Origin of the sequence: Chitinophaga sancti (assembly GCF_034087045.1) — a bacterium.
Lineage (GTDB): Bacteria > Bacteroidota > Bacteroidia > Chitinophagales > Chitinophagaceae > Chitinophaga > Chitinophaga sancti_B.
The window spans coordinates 5,256,781-5,279,915 of the sequence record NZ_CP139247.1 but is presented as its reverse complement, the minus strand read 5'-3'; the positions used below and the strand labels follow the sequence as shown (position 1 = coordinate 5,279,915).

Sequence of the window (23,135 nt, the reverse complement as noted above, 5' to 3'; positions counted from 1 at the left end):
GACCTATTGTCAGGGGTTACGAAACCCACAAAGGGAATCGTAGAAATTTTGCTCACAAGGCAAGTGTTCTTAAAATTTCTACTAAATAATGGCACTACACAACCGTATTTCTGCAGCTGAACTAAAAGTAAAGCTGGCAGCAGAGACATTTCGTCGCGTCACCGTCTCGTTTTACCAGTACGCAAAAATTGAAGATCCACAGGCCTTTCGTGATGACTTGTACCTCAAACTAGATGAGCTGAAGGTATTTGGCCGTATTTACGTGGCATCCGAGGGCATCAATGCCCAAATAAGTATTCCGGAGCATCACTTTGAGGAATTCAGGAATCGCCTGTATGGGTATCCTTTCCTCAATGGCATACGTCTGAACGTAGCGGTGGATGACGATGGTAAATCCTTCTGGGTACTTAAGATCAAAGTGCGTGAGAAAATCGTGGCAGATGGTATCGACGACCCGTCTTTCTCCATGGAGAATAAAGGTAAATACCTGAAAGCCAGGGAATTCAATGAACTTACTGACGATCCGAATACCATCGTGGTAGATATGCGCAACCACTACGAGTTTGAGGTGGGGCATTTTCAGAATGCGATCGAGGTACCATCAGATACCTTTAGAGAGCAATTGCCGATGGCAGTTGATATGTTGAAGGATAATAAAGATGCAAACATCGTGATGTACTGTACCGGTGGTATCCGTTGCGAAAAGGCATCTGCTTATATGCTGCACCATGGGTTTAAAAATGTATTCCACCTGGAAGGCGGCATCATTGAATATACGAACAAGGCAAAGGAGCAGGGATTACCACTCAAATTCAAAGGAAAGAACTTTGTATTTGACGACAGGTTAGGAGAGCGTATTACAGATGAAATAATCAGCAGTTGCCACCAGTGTGGGAAGCCATGTGATTCTCATACGAATTGTAAAAATGATGGTTGCCATTTGCTGTTTATACAGTGTGAAGAGTGTGCGGCAAAGTATGATGGATGTTGTAGCGCTGAGTGTCAGTCAGTGTATCACCTGGAACCTGAAGTGCAGCAGGAAATGAGGAAAGGAGCGGATAAGGGGCAAATGGTATTTAATAAGGCAAAACAGCGATTACGCCCGAGGTTAAACGAATAAGCATGAAATGCGGCATCCAGGTGCCGCAGGCATACATAAAAAAAACTCGCTTCTGCCAAAAGGAGAAGCGAGTTTTTTAAATCTAATTGCTATTCTAAAGGATATGAATACTTAAAGAAAAACCGCCCCGCGTTGTTTCTTCTGCGGCGGGGCGGAGTAATTGAGCATGAAAACAGTTCAGACAAATTTAACATCTGAAAGAGCTGCGTTTGCATGTCCATTCTATCAACCTATATGCGAACTAAAACTTAATTCTCGCTTAATGCATCATAAATCAGCTGCTGATGATCCAATATCACATTCTCTCCTGCATCCAGTCCTTTGCTGATATATGTTGTTTCTCCTGACGTTGTATACGTCTCCACCTCTCTCAGCTGGATATTATATTTATCCTTAAACACCAGTACATAATTCCTGCTATGATCTGCAATCACAGCATTCTCTGGCACGGCTACCATATCATCTCCTTCGTTGTAATGTAAAATGACTTTCGTGAACATCTCCGGCTTCAGTAGTTTGCTCATATCATCCAGTTTTATACTTAACTGAATTGCATCAGAAGAAGAATCGACGGCATCTACAATTCCGTAAAAGATCTTGTCAGGTAGCGCGGCAGTGACAATTTCAGCTTTATAGCCTTCTTTTACATCATCGAGGTGATGGGATGAATAATCTACAAGGATCTCTATATCTTTCTGCTTATTGACCTTACCAGCTACCTTTCCTGAAAAATGTATTTCCATCTGCACGGGTTCTATACTGGCAGTATCTATCCGAATTGTCTTCAACATCGTATCGCTCAGTACAAAGGTCTTTTTAGTCGCCCCTCCTTCCAGCTGCGGATGTTTGCAGCCCCCCAGGAAAAATCCTGAGGAAAGTAAAAGGGAGAAAAGAAAATTGCACTTCATGTCGTTCTGTAGAATAATAGCAAAATTCCCCATTCTCACTTAAAGAATGCTTTAAACACAATTAAAAACTCATTAAAATAATCAGGTGTGTGGCAGGATAACGGTGAAAATCGTGCCTTTCCCGGGGGTGGAGGAAGCGGAAATATGACCTTTGTGCAGTTGTACGATCTTTTTACAGATTGAGAGTCCCAGGCCATGGCCGCGGGTTTGATGGGAATTTGATCCTCTGTAAAAGGGTTCAAAAACCTTGTTGAGTTCCTCAGGTGCTATACCGATCCCATTGTCTCTAACCTGGATCTGTATATTATGTGTGAAGAAATCGATTGTAACCCTTGCCGTGTTATCAGTAGAAAATTTAAAGGCATTGTCCAGCAGATTCAGGAATAATACCTTCAGCAGGCTCTCATTGCCCTGTACTACCAGCTCTGTATCCTGGTCAGGAACTTTCAGGAAGCTGATATCGACTTTAGGGCCTCTTTGTGGTTCACCAGCTACCGGTACATGTTTTAGTTTGACGAGGTTGCCCATTTCCAGCAGCAGCTCATCCATACGTACTTCACTGAAGATAAATTTCTGCTGGTTCAGCTCACTCTGTGCCAGTTGTAGCAGGCCATTACTCAGGTCGGAGAGGTTTTCTGCATCTTCCAGAACGGAGGCTAAGATATCGGCGTATACTTCTTTTGTTCTGTCTTTGGAGAGGGCTACCTGTAGCTGACTGATGATAGATGCCAGCGGGGTTCTCAGTTCGTGGCTGGCATTGTTTACAAAGCTCTTTTGCAGATCAAATGCATCGCTCAGGCGTTGCAGCATGGTGTTGAAGTTTGCCCCCAGTTGGGCAATCTCGTCCTTGCCACGGGCTTCTACACTGATCCCCTGCAGGTTGTTGGCATTGATGGTCTTTACCTGCTTTACCAGTTTATCAATAGGCTGTACCATTTTACGGGCAAAGAAGTAACCGATAATGACTAATAGAATGACTGCTACAACAATTTCAATGATCAGGATCCGCTTCAGGTTCTGCAGGTTCTGATAACCGTATTTATCAAAGGAAGACACCAGTACGATCACCGATACATCGCCCTCTGTATAATATACACCGACCAGCTCACCGTTATCACGCCCGTGACTATACTCTCCGTTCTTCTTAATATAATCCAGTAAAGGACGGGAAGTACGGATGGCTGTATCCTTCAAATTAGAATACAGCAGATCATAGTTCAGATTATATACAAGAATGCTTTCTTTATAGAGGTCCTGGAAGGTGGTTTTATCCAGTTTGCGCAGCAGGTCTACCTTCACGGTATTATCTTCAATGATTACATTGGCGATAGAGCGAGCGCGGTACTCCAGGCGGTCCAGGTACTCTGCCTGCCTGGATTGTGAAGAAAAGTAATAAGCGAGAATAGCAAAGGTGTTCAGCAATATGATGGCTGAAATAGAGTAGGAGAGTGCTATTTTATATTTGATCTTCACTATTCTTCTGCAAGATAGTATCCCATGCCTGTTTTGGTGTGCAGCAGCTTATTTTCGAAATCCTTATCGATTTTTTTACGAAGGAAGTTCATGTATACTTCGATCACATTGGTACCTGTATCGAAGTCAATGTCCCAAACTTTTTCGGCAATGACGAGTTTGGAGATCACCTTCCCTTTGTGCAGGGCCAGGAATTCCAGCAATTGGTATTCTTTGGCTGTGAGGGGAATTTTCTTACCACTACGGGTCACTTCTTTCTTTTCCCTGTCTATTTCGAGGTCGGCGATGACGATTTTGTATTGAGAGTTCTGTTGCACTTCACTACCGGCTCTTTTCAGGAATACGCGGATGCGTGCCAGGAGTTCCCTGAAATCGAACGGCTTTACGAGATAATCGTCTGCACCCAGCTCAAATGCCTGCATCTTATCTTCCATACCACCCAGGGCCGTCAGCATGATAATAGGGATGCGGTTATTGCGGCGGCGGATCACTTCGCATACTTCATAACCATTACTATGAGGCAGGTTGAGGTCCAGGATCACCAGGTCGTAATTATTGGAAGCGCCAAGGCTTTTACCCATGCGGCCGTCGTAGGCTACATCTACTTCAAACCCATTCTCCTCCAGGCCCTTTTTGACGGCGTTGGCTACTTTTATTTCATCTTCGACTACGAGTATTCGCTGCATAAGGTGATTTAAGGGATGATGTGTACTGATGGAGCGGATTAACCTTCCAGCTCCATCAGTTTTTCAAATGCCTTTTCGTATTCTGCGGTGGCGCTTTTCAATTCTTTGCCCAGTTGAGCATACGCTGCTTCTACCTTTTGAAAACGGGCTTTGTCTGCATAGACATCCGGATTATTCATTTCCGTTTCCAGGTCGGTTTTCTTTATATTCAGCTTAGCCAGTTGCTCTTCCAGTTGCTGGAATTGCTTCTGCTGTTTCTGGAGTTCTTTTTTCTTATCCTTATCGATTGGCGCTTTGGCTTCCTGTTGTTTTACCACAGGAGCTGCCGCTTCTTTTTTCTGTTCTTTGGCAGCTGCGGCCTGTTGTTTTGCTACTTCTGCCTGGCGTTTTTTATGTTCTTCCCACTCAGTATAGGTACCTCTGAATTCCTTGATCTCGCCATCCACGATTTCCCATATTTTGTTAGCCGTCTGGCTTACGAAATAACGGTCGTGGGATACGAGTACGTAGGTACCATCGTATTTGGAGAGTGCATCGATCAGCATCTGTACAGAGTTCATGTCCAGGTGGTTCGTGGGTTCATCGAGCAGCAGGAAGTTGGCCTGACTGATGATGGTTTTTGCCAGCGCCACACGTGCTTTTTCACCCCCGGAGAGGATACGGATCTTCTTATAAACATCGTCGCCGGTGAAGAGGAAACAACCTAAGAGGGAGCGGAGTTCTACTTCAGTACGACCGCTACCGCAGCTTTTCAGTTCGTCGAGGATTTCGCTTTCCATGTTCAGGCTTTCCAGCTGGTGCTGAGCGTAGAAACTGTCTACTACGTTGTGCCCGGGAATGCGTTCGCCTTCCATTTCTTCTGTACCAGCGATTACGCGGAGCAGGGTAGATTTACCCTTACCGTTTGCCCCGATCAGGGCGATCTTGTCACCCCGGTTGATGATTGCGCTGGCCTGGTCCAGGATGGTAAGGTTACCATATTTCTTGGTCACTTCTTCCAGGGTACAGATGATCTTTCCCGGTGTTTTATCGATGGTGAAGTTGATTCTGATCTTGGAAGGACCGCCATCTACCTGTTCAACTCTATCCAGTCTGTCCAGGCGTTTCATAGCACTCTGTGCCTGTGCGGCCTTGGAAGCTTTGGCTTTGAATCGCTCGATAAAGCGTTCCTGCTGGCGGATGTATTCCTGTTGGTTTTCGTAAGAACGCTGCTGCATTTCGCGGCGCAGTTCTTTTTCCTGTTCGTAATCTTCGTAATTGCCTGAGTAGTGGTGCAGCTGCTGCTGGTACAACTCCACAATCTTGTTGACCATTCTGTCGAGGAAGAAACGGTCGTGCGATACGATGATCACAGCTCCGTTATAGCTTTGCAGGTATTTTTCCAGCCATTCGATAGAAGGGAGGTCAAGGTGGTTCGTGGGCTCATCGAGCATGAGTACATCCGGTTGCTGCAGGATCAGTTTTGCCAGGAGTACGCGCATGCGCCAACCTCCGGAGAACTGGTTGTAAGGTCTTTCCAGGTCAGCAGTGCTGAAGCCGAGACCTTCCAGTACCTGTGCAGAACGGTGTTTCATTTCGTAACCACCGAGGGTTTCAAAGAGGTGAAGTTTATCACTGAATTCGATCAGGAGCTCTTCGGACTGGTTAGTTTCCAGTTCCTGGGTAAGGCGCTCGATGTCTTTTTCCAATTTAATGGCTTCTTCAAAAGCGGTCATACCCACTTCGAGGATGGAGTCGTCAGATTCGAAGCTCAGAAGGTCCTGGTTAAAGAAACCCAGGGAGAGGTTTTTAGCTTTGTTGACGCTACCTTTTGAAACGGAATATTCACCGTTAATAACACGTAAGATGGTGGATTTCCCGGTTCCATTCATCCCGATCAATCCTACACGGTCGCCGGGAACGATATGCCACGAGGCGTTTTCTACAATGGCTCTTGCGCCAAACTCAAAAGTAATGTCCTGAAGTGCTATAAGCATTGCCTAAATTAATTGAAAGGGGCAAAGTTAGTGCTTTTTAGTGATCCTTTATGCCGGGCGCAGGCAAAAGCGATGGTTTCCTTATCTTTGCAAAAAGATACATATAATATATGAGGTTCATAGTAGCGGCATTATTACTGATCAGCATAGCAGCCTGTCAATCATCCACAAAGCAGGAGAGCGGAGAAAAAGCAGATACTACGGCATTACAGGCGCCATACGCCACTGTCTTTTACGATTCATTACAGTTAGCCATGGAGAGTTACTATTCCCTGACAGAAGGACTGACCCAGGCAAACATTACATATATAGACCGTTATAGTGCAGCGTTAAAACAACATCTCGACAGTCTGCCGCTCAATTCCCTGCAAATGGATTCCGGCCGGCTGGCAAATGTAAGGAACCAGGTGACCAGCATGAGTGCAGAGTTGAGTGGTTTGGTGGGAGAGAATGGGATTGAGGAGAAAAGAGCTGCATTTGATATGGTGTCTGGTTTGTTGTTTGATCTGATCAAAGTAACAGGTGTGAAAGGAAAAACCGTTTACCGTCAGTATTGTCCGATGGCCCTGAAGGATGCCGGAGGGTATTGGCTGAGCAATTCCAGTAAGAAGACGAATCCTTATTTTGGGAATGATATGCTGGGGTGTGTAGAAGTCACGGATAGCCTCAAATTTAACTAAGCAGGAAGTATAAATGCAGTGCTCACTGCTACCTTCGTCCCTGTTAATCCGAAGGTCCTGTCAACCATCTTTTAACAGATGTAGAAAAACCCATCAATTTTCTTAACTTCGCAAGCCCAAACGCGGTGTATCAAACAGATATACCCTATTGGGAACATAAAACGCAAAACTTAATAGCTGAAGATTAACAGCTCAATCGTATGATCAACATTACATTACCGGATGGCGCAGTTCGTCAGTATGAAGCAGGAGTGACTGCAATGGACATTGCCAAATCCATCAGTGAGGGATTGGCACGCAAAGTATTAGCCGCTAAAGTGAACGGGCAGGTGGTAGACGCCTCCCGCCCTATAACGACGGACAGTACGCTGCAATTGCTGACCTGGTCTGATGTGGAAGGTAAGTCTACCATGTGGCACTCTTCCGCCCACCTGATGGCAGAAGCGCTGGAATCGATCTATCCGGGCGTAAAGTTCGGTTATGGCCCTGCACTTGAAGGCGGTTTTTACTACGACATCGACCTGGGTGGCCGCACCATCTCCGACGAAGATCTGCGTAAGGTAGAATCAAAGATGGCAGAACTGGCAAAAGCCAACAACGCCTATGAACGTAGAGAAGTCAGCAAAGAAGAAGCATTGGATTACTTCACCAAAAAAGGTGATGAATATAAAATAGAGACCATCAACGAGCTGGAGGATGGTAAAATTACCTTCTATACACAAGGTAATTTCACTGACCTGTGCCGTGGACCACACATTCCAAGTACCGGTTTTATCAAAGCGATCAAGCTGACAAATATTGCCGGTGCCTATTGGAGAGGTAATGAAAAGAACAAGATGCTGACCCGCATCTATGGTGTAACTTTCCCTAACCAGAAAGAACTGGATGAACACCTTTTCCTGCTGGAAGAAGCAAAGAAACGTGACCACCGTAAACTGGGTAAGGAACTGGAACTGTTCACCTTCTCCGAAAAGGTGGGTTTAGGTTTACCACTTTGGCTGCCAAAAGGCGCCATGCTCCGTGAAAGACTCCAGGCTTTTCTGCAAAAAGCACAGCTGGACCTGGGTTATTTGCCGGTGGTAACGCCACACATTGGTAATGTGAACCTGTATAAGACTTCCGGTCACTATGAGAAATATGGTAAAGACAGTTTCCAGACCATCCACACGCCAGAGGAAGGTGAGGAGTTCATGCTGAAACCCATGAACTGTCCACACCACTGTGAAATTTACAAAGCCAGCCCTAAGAGTTATAAAGATCTGCCGGTGCGGTTTGCAGAATTTGGTACCGTATATCGTTACGAGCAGCATGGAGAACTCCATGGTCTGACCCGTGTACGTGGATTTACCCAGGATGATGCGCACCTCTTCTGCCGTCCTGACCAGGTGAAGGAAGAATTCATGAAAGTGATCGACCTGGTATTATATGTATTCAATAGCCTGAGCTTTACTGATTTTACAGCCCAGATATCCCTACGCCACCAGACAGACAGAACCAAGTACATTGGTACAGAGGAAAACTGGAACCTGGCAGAGCAGGCGATTATTGAAGCAGCTGCCGAAAAAGGCCTGAGAACAGTAACCGAATACGACGAAGCAGCGTTCTATGGTCCTAAACTGGACTTCATGGTGAAGGATGCCCTGGGCCGTAAATGGCAGTTGGGTACCATCCAGGTAGATTACAACCTGCCGGAGCGTTTCGAACTGGAATATATCGGTGCAGATAACCAACGTCACCGCCCGGTAATGATCCACCGTGCGCCGTTCGGTTCACTGGAAAGATTCATTGCCGTACTGATCGAGCACTGCGGTGGCAAATTTCCACTGTGGCTGACACCTACGCAGGTAAAAATTCTGCCAATTAGTGACAAGAGTCAGGCTTATGCAGAAAAAGTGGCAGAATTGTTAAAAAAATCAGAAATTAGAGCAGAAATTGACGACCGGAGTGAGAAGATAGGTAAGAAGATCAGAGAAACCGAGCTCGCTAAGGTTCCCTATATGCTGGTACTGGGCGAAAAAGAAGCCACTGACAATAAGGTCGCTGTGCGCAGACAGGCCAAGGGAGACCTCGGAGCCATGGATATCGATCAATTCATCGCACTGGTTCAGGAAGAAGTCACAAACAGAAAATCTTTCGAATAAACGACTCAATTATAAAAGTTCTGAATCAACCCTCGTAAAGGAGGGTTGATACTTTGAAAATTATAGAAATATATTTTAAACTAATTGAACTTTTGTATTTTCGGGTACGTTAATTGCTTAAGAGTCTATTAACATAAAAAGGTCGGTTCATAGCTAATATCAATTATTTAAAGCAATAACAATTAGTAGCTGTGCCGGCTCATTCTAAACATTATAGACAATTATTAATTTGAAATTTTACTTTTTTTAATGCAGCAAGGACCCAGACCAAATTTTAACAGGGGTGGCAGAAACCCCAACTTTCGTAGAGAACAGCAACAAGAACACCGCACAAACAGAATGATTCGCGTTCCGGAAGTGCGTTTAGTGGGAGAGAACATCGAAGTAGGCGTATACCGCACGGAGGATGCCCTGCGTATGGCCGAAGAACAGCAACTGGACCTGGTTGAAATATCTCCGAATGCCGCTCCACCTGTCTGCCGCATCATTGACTATAATAAATTCCTTTACGAGAAGAAGAAGAAGGAAAAGGAAATGAAGGCGAACGCGCACAAAAGCGAAGTAAAAGAAATTCGCTTTACGCCTAATACCGACGACCATGACTTCGACTTCAAAGCCAAACATGCGGAGAAATTCCTCAAAGACGGTAATAAAGTAAAAACATATGTGCAGTTCAAAGGTCGTGCGATCATGTTCAAAGAACGTGGAGAGCTGATTCTTTTGAAATTTGCGGAAAGATTGGCAGAAGTAGGTGCACTGGAAGGTATGCCTACCATGGAAGGTAAGCGTATGATCGCCATCTTCGCGCCTAAATCTGCTAAAAAGAAGCCAGGTTCCGGTAATAAAGAACCGAAGGAAGACCGTGCACCAAGGGAACCCAGAGAACCCAGAGAAGATCGTCCGCAGCAGCCAAGAGAGCCAAAGGAACCACGCCCTATCACTCCTGCACAGGCATCTGCAGCACCTGAAAATAAGCCAGAATAATCACTGGTACAACTTAATATCAATAAGCCCGGAGCCTATGGTTCCGGGCTTTTATTTAGGTATTACTTTTGATATGTACCTACATGTAAAAACTGTATATTGGGTAAGTTTAGACACAATATGGAGGATAGGATCATTTGCTTTTTAATAGACGATGACGATGATGACCAGGAGATCTTTTCCCTGGCATTGAGCAACATCGATGAGAATATACATTGTATCACTGCCAATGATGGTATAGATGCACTGATGAAGTTGAACAGAGAAGATAAGTTCACCCCACACTTTATCTTTCTCGACTTGAATATGGTCCGCATGAACGGACGGGAATGCCTGCAGGAAATCCGTAAGATTCCACGGTTAGAAAATATCCCTGTGATTATCTATTCCACTTCATCCGAACAACGCGACATTGTTGAAACCAAACATATGGGCGCTGCCGATTACATAGTTAAACCACCCAGTATGGCCCTCCTTGAAAAAAGATTGGAGCAAGTTTTGAGAGGGTATAATACCTGATTTCAGCATATTATATGGAACTGACAAATACTGTAATCCCAGAATTTCTCACTGGTGGTGGGGAAATGGGTGCATTAATTCGCTCCCACGACTGGGCATCAACGCCGTTAGGCCGTTACGAAACCTGGCCGCAAAGTTTGAAAACCTGCATACGCATCATCCTTACATCCAGCCAGCCTATGTTTGTTTGGTGGGGACCGGAACTGATCAATCTTTACAACGATCCTTACAGGTCTATCCTGGGAGGCAAACATCCCCATGTATTAGGTGCACCTGCTGCCGAAGTGTGGAAGGAAATCTGGGATGCAGTAGAACCACGGGCCACTGCCTGCATGGAAAAGAATATCGGCACCTACGACGAAGCACTCCTCCTGATCATGGAGCGCAATGGCTATCCGGAGGAGACTTACTACACCTTTTCATATAGCCCGATACCTGGTGATTATGGTGGTACAAATGGGATCATTTGTGCCAATACAGACGATACCTTGCGGATTACAGGTGAAAGACAACTACGTACTTTAAGAGATCTGGGCAAGATAATCATGGATACTAAATCCGATTCGACCGTCTTTGCCCATACCATCGATACACTTAAACAGAACCCGCACGACTTCCCGTTCACCAGTATTTACCAGGTAAATACTGAAACCGGGATGGCTACACAGGTGGGTACTACTCATGAAAATGTATTGCCAGCCAAGATTAAGCTCGATAGTGAGATTGCAGATTACTGGAAACTGCCAGAGGCAATTAGTTTTAATAAGACACTGGTTATCAGTAGCCTGAAAGATGGCTTTGGCAATTTACCTTCAGGTGCATGGGCCCGCCCTCCGGACAATGCTTTGGTCATTCCGATGAATAGTGGTCAGTCAGCCGTATCCGTATTACTGATCGTGGGTCTGAATCCGCACCGGCAGCTGGACGAAAAGTACAGCAGCTTTTTTCAACTCATCGCCGACCAGATAGGAAGCGGTCTTTCGAATGTATACGCGTACGAAGAAGCCCGCAAAAGAGCCGAAGCACTCATAGAAATCGACAGAGCCAAAACAGCCTTCTTCAATAACATCAGTCACGAATTCCGGACACCGCTCACCCTTATGTTGGGCCCCCTGGAAGAATTGCTGGCCGGAGATACTTCGGTGTTTTCGACGAAACAGCAGGCCGACCTGGAGACAATGCATAGGAACGCCAATCGCTTACTGAAACTGGTAAACACCCTCCTTGACTTTAGTCGCATTGAAGCTAAAAAAGCACAGGCGCAGTATTGCCCGGTTGATCTTGCAAATGTGACAATGGACCTGGCTGGGAGTTTCCGTTCTGCAATTGAGCATGCCGGTATGCAACTGGAAGTGGATTGCCGCGTGCTACAGGAAACGGCATATGTAGATAGAGAGATGTGGGAGAAGATCGTGCTTAACCTGCTCTCGAATGCTTTTAAATACACCTTGCAGGGTACTATTTCTGTTGTATTATATGAGGATGATGGCTATGCTATACTAAAAGTAAAAGATACGGGTATCGGTATACCAGATGAAGAACTGCCCCATATGTTCGAACGTTTCCATAGAGTGAAGCAGAGTGGTGGGCGCTCTTTTGAAGGAACCGGTATTGGTTTGTCATTAGTGAAAGAGCTGGTGCTGCTCCATGAGGGAAATATCAAGGTGGAGAGTAAACTGGGTATAGGTACAATTTTCACCGTCAGTATTCCATTGGGTATGGCACACCTGCCAGCAGACCAGGTTTCGATGCATGATAACCATGATTATTTCTCTTTGTTGCCTGAGAATTATGCACTGGAAGCTGCTCAGCTGGAAAATGGGGCCGGTCAGGCGGAGTTAGATTCAAGTGTAGTCGCTGACGAGGAGAAACCGGTTATCCTTGTTGTAGATGACAATGGTGATATGCGGGACTACCTACAGCGGCTTCTCCAGCATTATTATATAGTGGATACGGCAGCTAATGGGAAACTTGCACTAGAACGTATTCGTCAAAAGATACCTGAGCTTGTGATCAGCGATGTGATGATGCCTGAAATGGACGGAGTGACATTGTTGCATCACCTGAAAGCTAATCCCGACACATGTGGTATTCCCATTATCCTGCTTTCTGCCAGGGCAGGAGAGGAAGCTAAAATAGCAGGGTACGATACAGGTGCAGATGATTATCTCGTCAAACCGTTTTCAGCGAAAGAATTATTAGCGAGGGTACGTTCACAGATCAGGATTACGAGGCTGCACCGCCATGCTGTGGAAATATTGCAGCAAAGTGCCCAGGACCTTGAACAGAAAGTTGAGGAGCGAACTGCCGAATTGGTAAGAAAAAATAATGAGTTAGAACAGTTTGCATATATCGCAAGCCATGACCTGCAGGAACCCCTGCGAAAAATCAGGACCTTCTCCGAATTGCTGCAAAAGAGTATGCAGGACAGTGGGACCCAGGCCAATCATTACTTCGAAAAGATCCAGTCATCTGCTGCCCGAATGACGGCGCTGATCAAAGACGTGCTGGACTATTCCCGTCTTTCTAATCCGGCTGCCCGATTTGTGAATACCGACCTGCAGACTATTTTGAAAAATACCCTGACCGACTTCGAATTATTGATTGAACAAAAAGGCGCCCTGGTACAATCAGATGCCTTACCAGTTGTACGTGGAATCCCTTTACAAATACAGCAATTATTTACAAACCTGATTGGCAATTCCCTGAAGTTCTGTGACAAAGATCCGTTTATAAAAATCAGCGTAGCTGGTGTATCCTTAGATGAACTTCCGGAAGAATTATCAAAAGATCAATCCTATATCAAACTGATCTTCCAGGACAATGGCATAGGGTTCGAACAACAATTTTCCAATCGCATCTTCACCATTTTCCAGCGCCTAAATGATAAAAAAGCATATGCAGGTACGGGTATCGGCCTGGCGCTCTGTAAGAAAATTGCAGAGAACCATCATGGGTTGATACAAGCCGAGGGAGAACTGGGGAAGGGTGCTATCTTCACTGTATATTTACCAAAATAGAAAAGAGTGTGTATCTTAAAAGTAAGATACACGCTCTTTTAACGTTTCCATTTTCACAGTTCGAAGGAGTATTCTTTATTTTTTCACTATTCCAGGTATCCGGTAAAATAGAATCCCGAATCCTCTACACTTTTCAGCTGCCCCAACGTTCCCTGATAAAAGTCCATGGTGAAATGATCGTTTTCAAGGTGATCAAGTAACGGCGCCATATCTGTATCTATCAGTGCCGCATTGCCAGAATATGCCTGTCCTGTAAAGTCAAATACGCCTGCGGTGGTTTTGGTATAAGTATATGGGTACTCTGCCAGGTACAACCGGTTATTCTGAATCACATATACATCCAGGTATAAAACGCCTGCATCTTTGTCAAACGTGAAATAAGTATAATACAACGTCAACCCATAATTTCCACTCTTCAATGATGTCGCGATAGACTTCCACATATTTGTAAAATCATCTGACCATCCGGGAATTGCCTGTGGCGGCACTACGATAGAAGAGAAACTTACACCGATCAACAGATGCATAGGAATAATCGAATTATCAGCCGCCTGTACATCTACCCGGCTGCCATTTATTGTTACATAAAACACCTGGTTATCAGCATCCCAGAATACCTCATTAAAGGTATAGCTGCCATATGTAATGGGTGTTTGTAAATACAAACCATTGGTTGTATAGTAAAATGGGGTTGTGATCAGCTGTACTTTTCCTGCATCATCGAGATAGATTAAGGTAAAGTTTTTCGTAAACGTATTTATGCTCACCTGCAATTTGCGACCATCTGTAAATTGTAAATATTGCCAGGGGAAATCAGCAACGTTATTCTCAATATCTACTAACTGGTTACCAAAAGCGCCGGAGGTATAGGCATCGTGTTCTGCCTTTGTCGCCTTTATCAAAATCATTTTGGTACTATAAGTGATCCCCGTTAGTTTGATCGTATCAGCCGATACACTGTCAATAGAATACTCAAAGTCTACATAATATCCCTGACCGGTGACCCCACCATATACATTTGGATCCGGGTCTGCCAGCAGGTGCAGGTAAGAGTAGGTATCAAATAATAAGGAGGGGCGTTGCATGGCTTTTAAACGGTAGGTACTGTTTTCGGGAGTAGCTGCAGCATCTTCCGTTACGTCGCCATACATGGTTACCCTGCCTGCGGTATCGAAAGTAAAGAAGAAACTATACCCGCCGCCGGCTGGTGGAAACACGGCTGTTTTCCATCCATACTCAGCACCTGTTAACCTTGTTTTATAATCTGCCAGCGCTTTTTCCAGGCGCTGGTCGGGCGTCTCACCAAAGATAGATGTTGTCTGATCTTTCCGGCAGCACAGGAGGCATGCCAGTATCAGTATATATAATATATGTGTACGCATGTTTGAGCTGTATTAAAGATTATTAATAGCGTCCTGGGTTCTTGTCTGCAGACTGTAAAAGTCAATATTCCAGCTTTCCTTGAAGTACCGTACTACGATCTCTTCCTTCTGGCGTAATTTGGCGGCGCCGTCATCTGGCGCACTGGCTACGATGGCATCAAAACCACTTTTGCCTTCTACCAGCATAGTCGATACCATTTCTACAAAGTCTTCATCCGGTGCACTACGTGCATACTGGGTCACAAACCCTCTTGCCAGCGCTTCGTCTAATGTGTAATCATTCCAGCTGCCGGTATACCCTGTAGAAATTGTTTTGAATTCCACAGGGTACATGATCGTCTGATGCAGGATGTGTGCAAACTCATGATGGATCGTGTGCAACATTTCCCGTACTCCCGGTTTATTATCCAGGCTAAAATCATTCAGCGCAAAGAGTACGACTTTACGGCCACCTTCTGCAGTACCCAGGGTTACGGTGTTGTTGGTATTGTATTGCGGGCTACCTACCAGAACGAACTGTTTCTGACAATACGTTTTAAAGAAAGCATCACCTGCTTCACCGATATAAGGAGCGATCCATGTTTTGGCAATGGTTGTCATCACAGGTTCAACCTGCGATTCCGTAACTGGTACCAGGTCTTTGTTCAACGATAATTCATAACGGTCAAACCGGTATTTCACTTCTATATTATACGGATTCACAAAATTCGAATCCAGCCAGTAATCCAGTGGTCCTTTTTCCCAGGTCTCACCACCTAGTCCCGGCAGGTCTGTGTCCAGGGTTTCCTTCTTGGAACAGGCCACCAGCAGCATGATCAGCAATATTGATAAGTATTTCATTTTCAAAATTTTTAAGGCGGTTAACGGGGATTTTGTTCAATACCGGAGAGTTTCACTTCCTGTGGTAACTGGAACAATCTGCGGAGGTCTTCGCCAGTCAGGGTTTCACCACTATGTGATACAGGAATGTGATAGCGAAGTATATCGAACCAGCGCATACCTTCCTGCATGAATTCTGCCTGTTTAAAATCCAGCAGGGTATAAATGAGGCCGGTCTTTACATCGGTAGTGCCATAAAAGTTGGCCAGCTTTGTATTTGTGATACGGTTACTGGTATTGTAACCATCTATACGCATACTGGCGTAGTCATTCAGGTCCTGCTTGGCGGCGTCATAATTACCCAGATAGATGTTTGCTTCAGCTCTGTTGAATAAAACTTCTTCTGCAGTAAAGAGTGGGAAGATGGTATAAGGCACCCCGATATCCGCATTGGCACTGGAACGTACAAAGTGCTCTCTGAACTTGAGGATCTCCCAGTTGTCAGTATTATCGCCAACATAATAGAGTGGTTGTACCCAGGTAGCGCCGGTCACGTTGGGATACCGATATATATTATATACAAGATCCGTTTGCAGTCCGTACCTGTATTGCGCTACGTTGCGGGCCCATATAGAAGGGGCTTCTACCAATAGCAGATTTGCAGGCTCAGTAGCGTTTGTATATAAGGCCAATGCTTCCGCAGCGGTGAGGTTTTGATACACCGTTACCCATTGGCGCAGGTTACTTTTAATATTGCCTCCTGGAAATACATTCCCTGCATAGTTGAGCACTTTCTGATAATCCTTTTTAAATAAATAGAAGCGTGTCGCAAATGCATTCGCGGCCGAAGTGGTAAAGTGATATTTAGGTATTGTGTAGGAGGTATTTTTAATAAGCGGTAACCCGGTAGTCAGATCTTTTTCGATCTGCTCATAAACATAAGCCACCGTATTGCGCTCATATTGTTTGATCACTACATTTTCAGGGGTGGTCACATATGGAATGCCCGGGTCCTGGGCAGCGGTAGCAGCATCATATACTTTAGAAAAGAGTGTTACGAGCATGAAGTGTGCATACGCTCTTGCTACCAATGCTTCGCCTTTTTGTGCATTGTAGTCTGCCGGGTTATCTGCATTTTCGATTGCCTGCAATGTCTGGTTACAGGCTGCAATGGCTTTATAGCAATTGTTCCAGTAGTAAGTAGGAGAGCCCTCTGTTTTATCTATTACGTCCCTGAAGTAATAAGGGTTGGTATTGATCTCCAGCGATACGGTACCGCCTGTTCCTTTGTCGGCCGCATTGTCTGATGCTGCTTCGGTAAAGGTGGCGTAGTCTGCCTGCGGATACGCCGTACCTAACAGCTCAGCTACTTTTTCCACACTGTTCAATTGTGTACGCTGATCTGGTGCCTGCTCCAGGTATTTCTTACACCCGCTGCCTGCCAGTAATATGAATAATAAGATATGATGTTTTTTCATGAATGCGTGTTTTAAAGGGTTACAGACTGGCCTTTACTGATAGGGTGAACTGACGTGGAATAGGCAATGCCACACCTCCTGCATTGAAGAATTCAGGGTCCTGTCCATTCAATCGTTTGTCAGAATATATGAGCCAAACGTTATTGGCTACCAGGCTCACAGAGAGGTTGTTGAATCCTTTGGGTTTAAAGCCATACGTCAGGGATACCTGCTTTAGACGAACAAAGCTACCATCTGCTACGCGTACAGTAGAGTAGTTGTAATTATTATAAGGATACACGCCATCCAGTAGCGATTCCCCATATTTATCAAGTATGCTGGGCACATTGGTACGTGCTTCATCGCCTGGTAATGTCCATCTGTTGAGGAAGTCATTAGAGCTGGCATCGAGATCGGAGTACTGTTGTTTGAAGCCGGGGTTCAGGCGGATCTTATTGCCCGTACTGTAAGTAACCAATGCAGAGAGGGAGAAGTTTTTATACCGTAGTGTATTATACCATCCACCAGTGAGTGTAGGATCTACAGGTCCGTCATAATGGAGGTTTTGTACCTTGTCACTTTGCAGATATACATTGTTGCTGGTCTCTCCATTTTCATTTATAAACAATGGTGTACCGTCTTTGGGGTTCAACCCTGCAAATGGGATGGAATACAATCCTCTTACAGGGTGCCCTTGAGTGGCCCCGCCTTCAGCTACGACCAGGTCCCAGATGATCGGGTTATTTTCCAACCGGGTGATCTTTCCTTTGTTATAGCCAAGAGTAAGTTGGGTGCGTAATCCCCATTCTCTGTCATCGAGGATTTTATAAGCAATGGTTGCTTCCACACCTTTGGAATGCATGTCTCCATAGTTCGCGATTTTGATTTCTTCACCACCAATACCTGAAGTACGAATTGGGCCGATAAGATCAAATCCTTGTCTTAAATATCCATCCAGTGTCAGGGTTAATTTATCCTGAAACATGCCCAGGTCAATGCCTACATTTGTCTCATATTGCTTTTCCCAGGTGAGTTGGGAATTTTCTAAACTTTGTATATAAATGACTGATTCTACTTCAGATAGATAAGGTCTGTTCGTACTTCTGTTTTGCAATACGACACTTGAGTTTCTTGCATTTCCCATACTTCCGGTCAGACCATAGGTGGCTCTCAGGGTAAGCCTGTTTATATTATTCAGAGATTGCATGAAATCTTCTGTGTCGAGGTTCCATGACCCGCTCACATTCCATGTAGGCAGCCATCTTGCGGTTCTGGATTCACCCAGCAGATTCGACCCATCATAGCGTACACTTCCATTGAAGTTATATTTGCCCTTGTAGGAATAAGCAGCATTTGCGAGATAAGCTAAATAACGATCGTAGTTCATCGTCATGCTGTAGTAGTTGAAATTATTCTCTACATTCTGCTTGATAATGTTGGGATCTATATAAGGTACACCGCCTTTGTCAAACTGGTAACCATATCCATCGAATTGTTTGTTCTGCCTGTTGGCATAGCGCAACTCCTGTGAGCCTAGCAGATTCAGGGTGTGTGTATTGTTCCAGGTCTTACTCCATTCTAATGTATTCCTGTAATAATAGCTTACGAGGTAATCATCATCAGTGGAATAAATACCACCATAGGGTAAAACGACGATGGCTTCAGCATCGGGATTATCCGGATCTTTGTAGAGGAATCTGTTTCTATCCCTGATGGTCGCATCGCCTGCGGCTCTGTACGCCATTGGCATATTGGAGTTTTCTTTTACCTTATGTTCCTGGCTACTTTTTACATAGCGGATGTTACCAAGAAAAGTGTATTTCAGTTTCGGCAGGATCTTATAGGAAAACTCGCCCTGTAATTTCAAGTCCAGCTGGCTCACATCAATGTAATTGTTTGCCATTTCGTTGAGGATATTGAAAGGAGCGAAGTTGCGGGTAAAGTATTCCAGGTGGCCCTGTTCATCATATGCAGTGAGTGTACGGCTGGTATTCAGTGCATAGCTGTATGGGTTGATGTCGAAGTCACGGTCAAACTGTCCGCTTACCGGGTTACTGTTCCTGTTCAGGCTACCGGGTACCCGTTGATCACGAATCACGCCCTGGGTTATAAATCCAAAGGAGACCTTGTCATTGAAGTTGTAATTCGCTCTTACATTCCCGGTAAAGCGTTTCAGTTTATCTGCCGGGGTCCAGCCGCCATCCTGCAGGAAGCTTGTAGATACATAGAGCTGTGACCGGTCTGTACCGGAAGAGATGCTCACGGAATGTTCCTGCATCAGTGAGTTCTTAAATAATGTATTGAACCAGTCCGTATTGGCACCGGCATATCTTTGGAGAAATGCCTTGCGGGCTTCGGGGGTATTTGCCAGTCCAAACTGTCCTTTTGTTGCATCGTAGGTATCGATCAGGTTGTACATTTTGGTATAGACACCGCCATTTTCCGCACGGGTGGCATCAGAGTGGTTCAGCCAGCCTTTGCGTTCCAGTTCTGTATAGACGGACATCTGGTTAGCAGAATTCATGATGTCAAACTGATCATAGGTAGGTTTCAGGTAAGTAGAGAAGTTACCTGTGTAGGAAACTACCGGCTTGCCTACACGACCTTTCTTGGTCGTGATCACGACTACGCCATTCATTGCTCTGGCGCCATAGAGTGCGGTGGCGGCAGCGTCTTTTAATATCTGGAAACTCTCAATATCGTCCGAGTTCAAACCCGCCACAGAAGAGCCGAGCAGGGTAGAAGGGTTCCCGGTGGAGAGTTGTTCGTTGCTTACATTGATCACATCTTCCAGCACGACACCATCCACCACCCACAGGGGTTTATTATCACCTGTGATGCTGGTAGCGCCACGAATACGGATTTTGGGCGCGGCACCGAATGTACCAGATACGTTTTGGATACTCACACCGGCCACCTGGCCTTCCAGCATACGGCTTACATCCGCAATACCGGCACGCCTTACGTCCGATGCTTTCACTGAAGTGGCCGCACCTGTAAAGAGTTTTCTATCAATGGTCTGGTAACCGGTGACCACTACTTCGCCCAGGTTACTCACATCTTCTTCCAGTGTTGGATTGATGACCGATTGGGCGGCACGGGTAATGGATTTGTACCCGACCATGGAAAAGACGACGGTAGCCCCCGTCTTTACTTTAAGTTTGTAGGTTCCATCCGGACCCGTCATAGTACCATTCTTTGTGCCTTGCTCTATTACACTGACACCCGGGGCGGCGGCGGTCACTCCATTCTTGTCGAGTAGCCGGACCACACCGGTAATGACTATATCAGCGGGTTGTTGAAATGCATGCACAGGATTCATGCATATGCTGCACAATAGCAGGCATAGCCATGCAGACTTTGGGTTGAAATTCAGCATAATTACGATTTTGGTTGGGGGACTATTACTACAGTTACATCTTTATTTTGCTACAGTTATGTTTTGTTATTTTTTAACTCACACTCACTTACACTAAACTTACGGAAAATTTCCTTTCTTTGTGGATCAATTAATTGTGTTTTGCAGAGAAAAGAATTACGTGTTATATTGATCTCCCTGATCGTAAGTTTTGTACTTACGGGAACCAAGTTCCTTGCCTGGTTCCTTACGCACTCAGTAGCGATATTGTCAGACGCCCTCGAATCCATTATCAATGTGGTAGCCGGCGCCTTTGCCTGTTACAGTATTTACCTGACCAGCAAGCCGAAAGATGAAAACCACCCTTATGGGCATGGGAAGGTGGAATTCTTCTCCATCGGGTTTGAAGGGGCCATGATTTTTATAGCGGGTTGTTTAATCCTTTTTAAAGCTGCCCAGTTTTTCTTTATTCCCAATACGCTGGAGAGTATTGACAAGGGGCTCTGGATCATTGGGGGTACGGCATTGGGGAATCTTATATTAGGGGCTTATTTATTACGCGAAGGGAAAAAGCTGTCATCTCTTACCATTACAGGTAATGGGTCGCATATCATGACAGATGTGTATAGCAGTGCCGGACTGGTCGCTGCGCTATTGCTCATTCACTTTACGGGATGGATCTGGATAGATCCACTGGCGTCTGCATTGATGGGGACTCTTATTTTGCGCCAGGGCTACCGGTTGCTGCGTCAGTCTATTTCTGGTCTGATGGATGAAACGGATATGCAGATGGTGGATAAGGTGATCCGGATCTTAGAGGAGCACCGCAGAGACAAGTGGATTGATATACATAATATGCGGGTACAGCAGTATGGGAATAATTATCATATTGATTGCCATCTGACCCTGCCGTATTATTTATTATTGAATGATTCGCATGAGGAATTGAAGGCGATAGAGAAGCTGGTGAATGATGCATTTACATCAGGAGAAGTGGAGTTCTTTATACATACAGATCCCTGTATTGGCTCCTGTTGTCATTATTGCCATATGGCGAAATGCGCGGTAAGGCAGCATGAATTTACGGGCACGATACCCTGGAAGAGGGAAAATGTATTGCCGAATAGAAAACATGGAGGAGAATAAAAGTGGGAGCTGGTCTGGCGTATGGCCAAACCAGCTCGGGAAAAAAAACGAGGCCGTATCTTACTTTGATACGGCCTCGTTTTTTTCGGATACCTAATATTCGGATACCTAATAGAGATATGCAATTCAGTAGAGGTCAATTTATTCTTGATACCCTCCTTATTTTCGCTATTCTTCACCTTCCGTCTTACCATCACCTGCTCCTAAAATCGCAGCTACTGGTTTCACAGCATGGTATATGTTTCTATTATATTTATTCCCTAGTATAATAATCGTAGACGTATCTTTCACAATTCTGTAAAACACCGTATTATTCCCGTGCCACCAGCCATTGTGATATACAATTTCAGAACTATCGGGGTACACCATCAATCTCCATCCCAATCCATAATTCCGTACCCCCGGTTTTTCATGACTATAAGGAGTATATGCCATTTTCAACCATTCCGGCGTAAACAGTTTGCCGCCATATAATCCCTGATCCCATTTCAGCATATCCTGGGCAGTACTATATATCCCTTTATCACCCACCACCCCATCAAAATTTGTATCGGGTTCTGCCTGCCCATTGTATTTATGACTGATGGTCTGGTGTGCTCTTGCAGGGGTAGCCGGATCATATACAAATGTATTATTCATACCCAGCGGGCCAAAAAAGGTATTTTGCAAGAAATCAGCATATTTCTGCCCGGTCACCTTTTCGATGATGGAAGCCAGGAGCATAAAATTGGTATTACAGTATTGGAAATGGGTATCAGGGAGGTGCTGAATCCTTGGTTTATGTTGTTCCATCAGGCGGATCACATCGTCATTGGTCATAAACCGCTTCTTATCCGGCCAGATGCTGTCACAGAAATACAGGTAATTTGGTAACCCGCTCCTGTGGGACAACAACATACGGACAGTAATTCCCTTATATGGAAAACCGGGAAAGAATTTTTGTAGGGTATCTTCCAGGCTCAGCTTCTGCTGTTCAGCCAGGTATAAGGTAGCCATCCCGGTAAATGTTTTGGACACAGAGGCCATCTGGAACGAAGAATTCTCCCCGATCAGGGAGTTTTTCGTTCTGAAGTTCTCCAAGCCATGATATTTTTCGAAGATAATCACCCCTTTCTTGGCTACAATCATAGATCCATTAAAGCCGGAGCGCAATAAATTTGTATTGTAAAAAGCTTCCAGTTCCTGTTGCTGCGCCTTGGTGCGGGGAGAATTGAGTACAGCAGCTCTCGCCTCATCAGTAATCTCAATCTGCGTAGTATCCTTTGTTCTCGATTTTCTATCCTTATTATACGCCGCATTGCTTTGACAAGCGGTAACAGCGTATAACGTAAACCCGGAGATAGTTAGTGCAATAAAAGCTGCTTTCATTCTGCTGTTAAGAGTCGATCTTGTGACAAATATTTCGTAAAAGCCTTAAAATTAGGACCTAAAGCTAAGTTGGGCAAAAATTTCAATCCCAAATTGGT

16 protein-coding genes are annotated in these 23,135 nt (G+C 45.0%); 7 read left to right on the top strand and 9 right to left on the bottom strand.

The window, feature by feature from the left end:
* Positions 1 to 88: 88 nt before the first annotated feature.
* A complete protein-coding gene (locus SIO70_RS21475) occupies positions 89 to 1,120 on the top strand; it encodes a rhodanese-related sulfurtransferase (protein WP_320574169.1) in 1,032 nt (343 codons plus the stop codon).
* 248 nt (positions 1,121 to 1,368) lie between these two features.
* Here SIO70_RS21475 and SIO70_RS21470 read toward each other — a convergent pair whose 3' ends face one another.
* From SIO70_RS21470 to SIO70_RS21455, 4 genes are all read right to left on the bottom strand, one after another.
* A complete protein-coding gene (locus tag SIO70_RS21470) occupies positions 1,369 to 2,028 on the bottom strand; it encodes a hypothetical protein (RefSeq protein WP_320574167.1) in 660 nt (219 codons plus the stop codon).
* Between the two features lie 81 nt (positions 2,029 to 2,109).
* Positions 2,110 to 3,501: an ATP-binding protein gene (locus tag SIO70_RS21465; RefSeq protein ID WP_320574165.1), complete on the bottom strand. Its 1,392-nt coding sequence runs from the start codon at positions 3,499 to 3,501 to the stop codon at positions 2,110 to 2,112.
* On the bottom strand, positions 3,501 to 4,187 hold the full coding sequence (locus SIO70_RS21460) for a response regulator transcription factor (protein WP_083725443.1): 687 nt from the start codon (positions 4,185 to 4,187) through the stop codon (positions 3,501 to 3,503). The genes SIO70_RS21465 and SIO70_RS21460 overlap by 1 nt, the downstream gene beginning before the upstream one ends.
* A 38-nt stretch (positions 4,188 to 4,225) precedes the next feature.
* A complete protein-coding gene (locus SIO70_RS21455; RefSeq protein WP_320574160.1) occupies positions 4,226 to 6,163 on the bottom strand; it encodes an ABC-F family ATP-binding cassette domain-containing protein in 1,938 nt (645 codons plus the stop codon).
* 110 nt (positions 6,164 to 6,273) lie between these two features.
* Here SIO70_RS21455 and SIO70_RS21450 point away from each other — a divergent pair, with 110 nt between their 5' ends.
* The 5 genes from SIO70_RS21450 (at position 6,274) to SIO70_RS21430 (ending at position 13,507) form a co-directional block, all read left to right on the top strand.
* Positions 6,274 to 6,843, top strand: coding sequence for a hypothetical protein (locus tag SIO70_RS21450; protein WP_320574158.1), 570 nt, complete (start codon positions 6,274 to 6,276; stop codon positions 6,841 to 6,843).
* Between the two features lie 200 nt (positions 6,844 to 7,043).
* Positions 7,044 to 8,984 (top strand): threonine--tRNA ligase, encoded by a 1,941-nt coding sequence (thrS, locus tag SIO70_RS21445; protein WP_320574156.1) that lies wholly within the window; start codon positions 7,044 to 7,046, stop codon positions 8,982 to 8,984.
* Between the two features lie 249 nt (positions 8,985 to 9,233).
* Complete coding sequence (infC, locus tag SIO70_RS21440) at positions 9,234 to 9,968, top strand: translation initiation factor IF-3 (protein ID WP_320574154.1); 735 nt, start codon at positions 9,234 to 9,236, stop codon at positions 9,966 to 9,968.
* Between the two features lie 99 nt (positions 9,969 to 10,067).
* Positions 10,068 to 10,487 (top strand): response regulator, encoded by a 420-nt coding sequence (locus SIO70_RS21435; RefSeq protein ID WP_320574152.1) that lies wholly within the window; start codon positions 10,068 to 10,070, stop codon positions 10,485 to 10,487.
* A gap of 14 nt (positions 10,488 to 10,501) precedes the next feature.
* A complete protein-coding gene (locus tag SIO70_RS21430) occupies positions 10,502 to 13,507 on the top strand; it encodes an ATP-binding protein (RefSeq protein ID WP_320574150.1) in 3,006 nt (1,001 codons plus the stop codon).
* An 86-nt stretch (positions 13,508 to 13,593) separates the two neighbouring features.
* On the opposite strand, the gene SIO70_RS21425 is transcribed toward SIO70_RS21430, so the two are convergent.
* From SIO70_RS21425 to SIO70_RS21410, 4 genes are read right to left on the bottom strand one after another with little or no spacing between them, the layout of a single operon-like run.
* A complete protein-coding gene (locus SIO70_RS21425) occupies positions 13,594 to 14,889 on the bottom strand; it encodes a DUF4302 domain-containing protein (RefSeq protein WP_320574148.1) in 1,296 nt (431 codons plus the stop codon).
* Positions 14,890 to 14,901: 12 nt separating this feature from the next.
* Positions 14,902 to 15,729, bottom strand: coding sequence for a putative zinc-binding metallopeptidase (locus tag SIO70_RS21420; protein WP_320574146.1), 828 nt, complete (start codon positions 15,727 to 15,729; stop codon positions 14,902 to 14,904).
* 20 nt (positions 15,730 to 15,749) lie between these two features.
* A complete protein-coding gene (locus SIO70_RS21415; protein ID WP_320574144.1) occupies positions 15,750 to 17,186 on the bottom strand; it encodes a RagB/SusD family nutrient uptake outer membrane protein in 1,437 nt (478 codons plus the stop codon).
* Positions 17,187 to 17,205: 19 nt separating this feature from the next.
* Positions 17,206 to 20,544: a SusC/RagA family TonB-linked outer membrane protein gene (locus tag SIO70_RS21410; protein ID WP_320574143.1), complete on the bottom strand. Its 3,339-nt coding sequence runs from the start codon at positions 20,542 to 20,544 to the stop codon at positions 17,206 to 17,208.
* A 141-nt stretch (positions 20,545 to 20,685) separates the two neighbouring features.
* Here SIO70_RS21410 and SIO70_RS21405 point away from each other — a divergent pair, with 141 nt between their 5' ends.
* The gene (locus tag SIO70_RS21405; RefSeq protein WP_320574141.1) at positions 20,686 to 21,669 is read left to right on the top strand and encodes a cation diffusion facilitator family transporter; all 984 of its coding nucleotides are present in this window, start codon (positions 20,686 to 20,688) and stop codon (positions 21,667 to 21,669) included.
* Positions 21,670 to 21,837: 168 nt separating this feature from the next.
* On the opposite strand, the gene SIO70_RS21400 is transcribed toward SIO70_RS21405, so the two are convergent.
* Complete coding sequence (locus tag SIO70_RS21400; RefSeq protein ID WP_320574139.1) at positions 21,838 to 23,037, bottom strand: serine hydrolase domain-containing protein; 1,200 nt, start codon at positions 23,035 to 23,037, stop codon at positions 21,838 to 21,840.
* Positions 23,038 to 23,135: the final 98 nt, after the last annotated feature.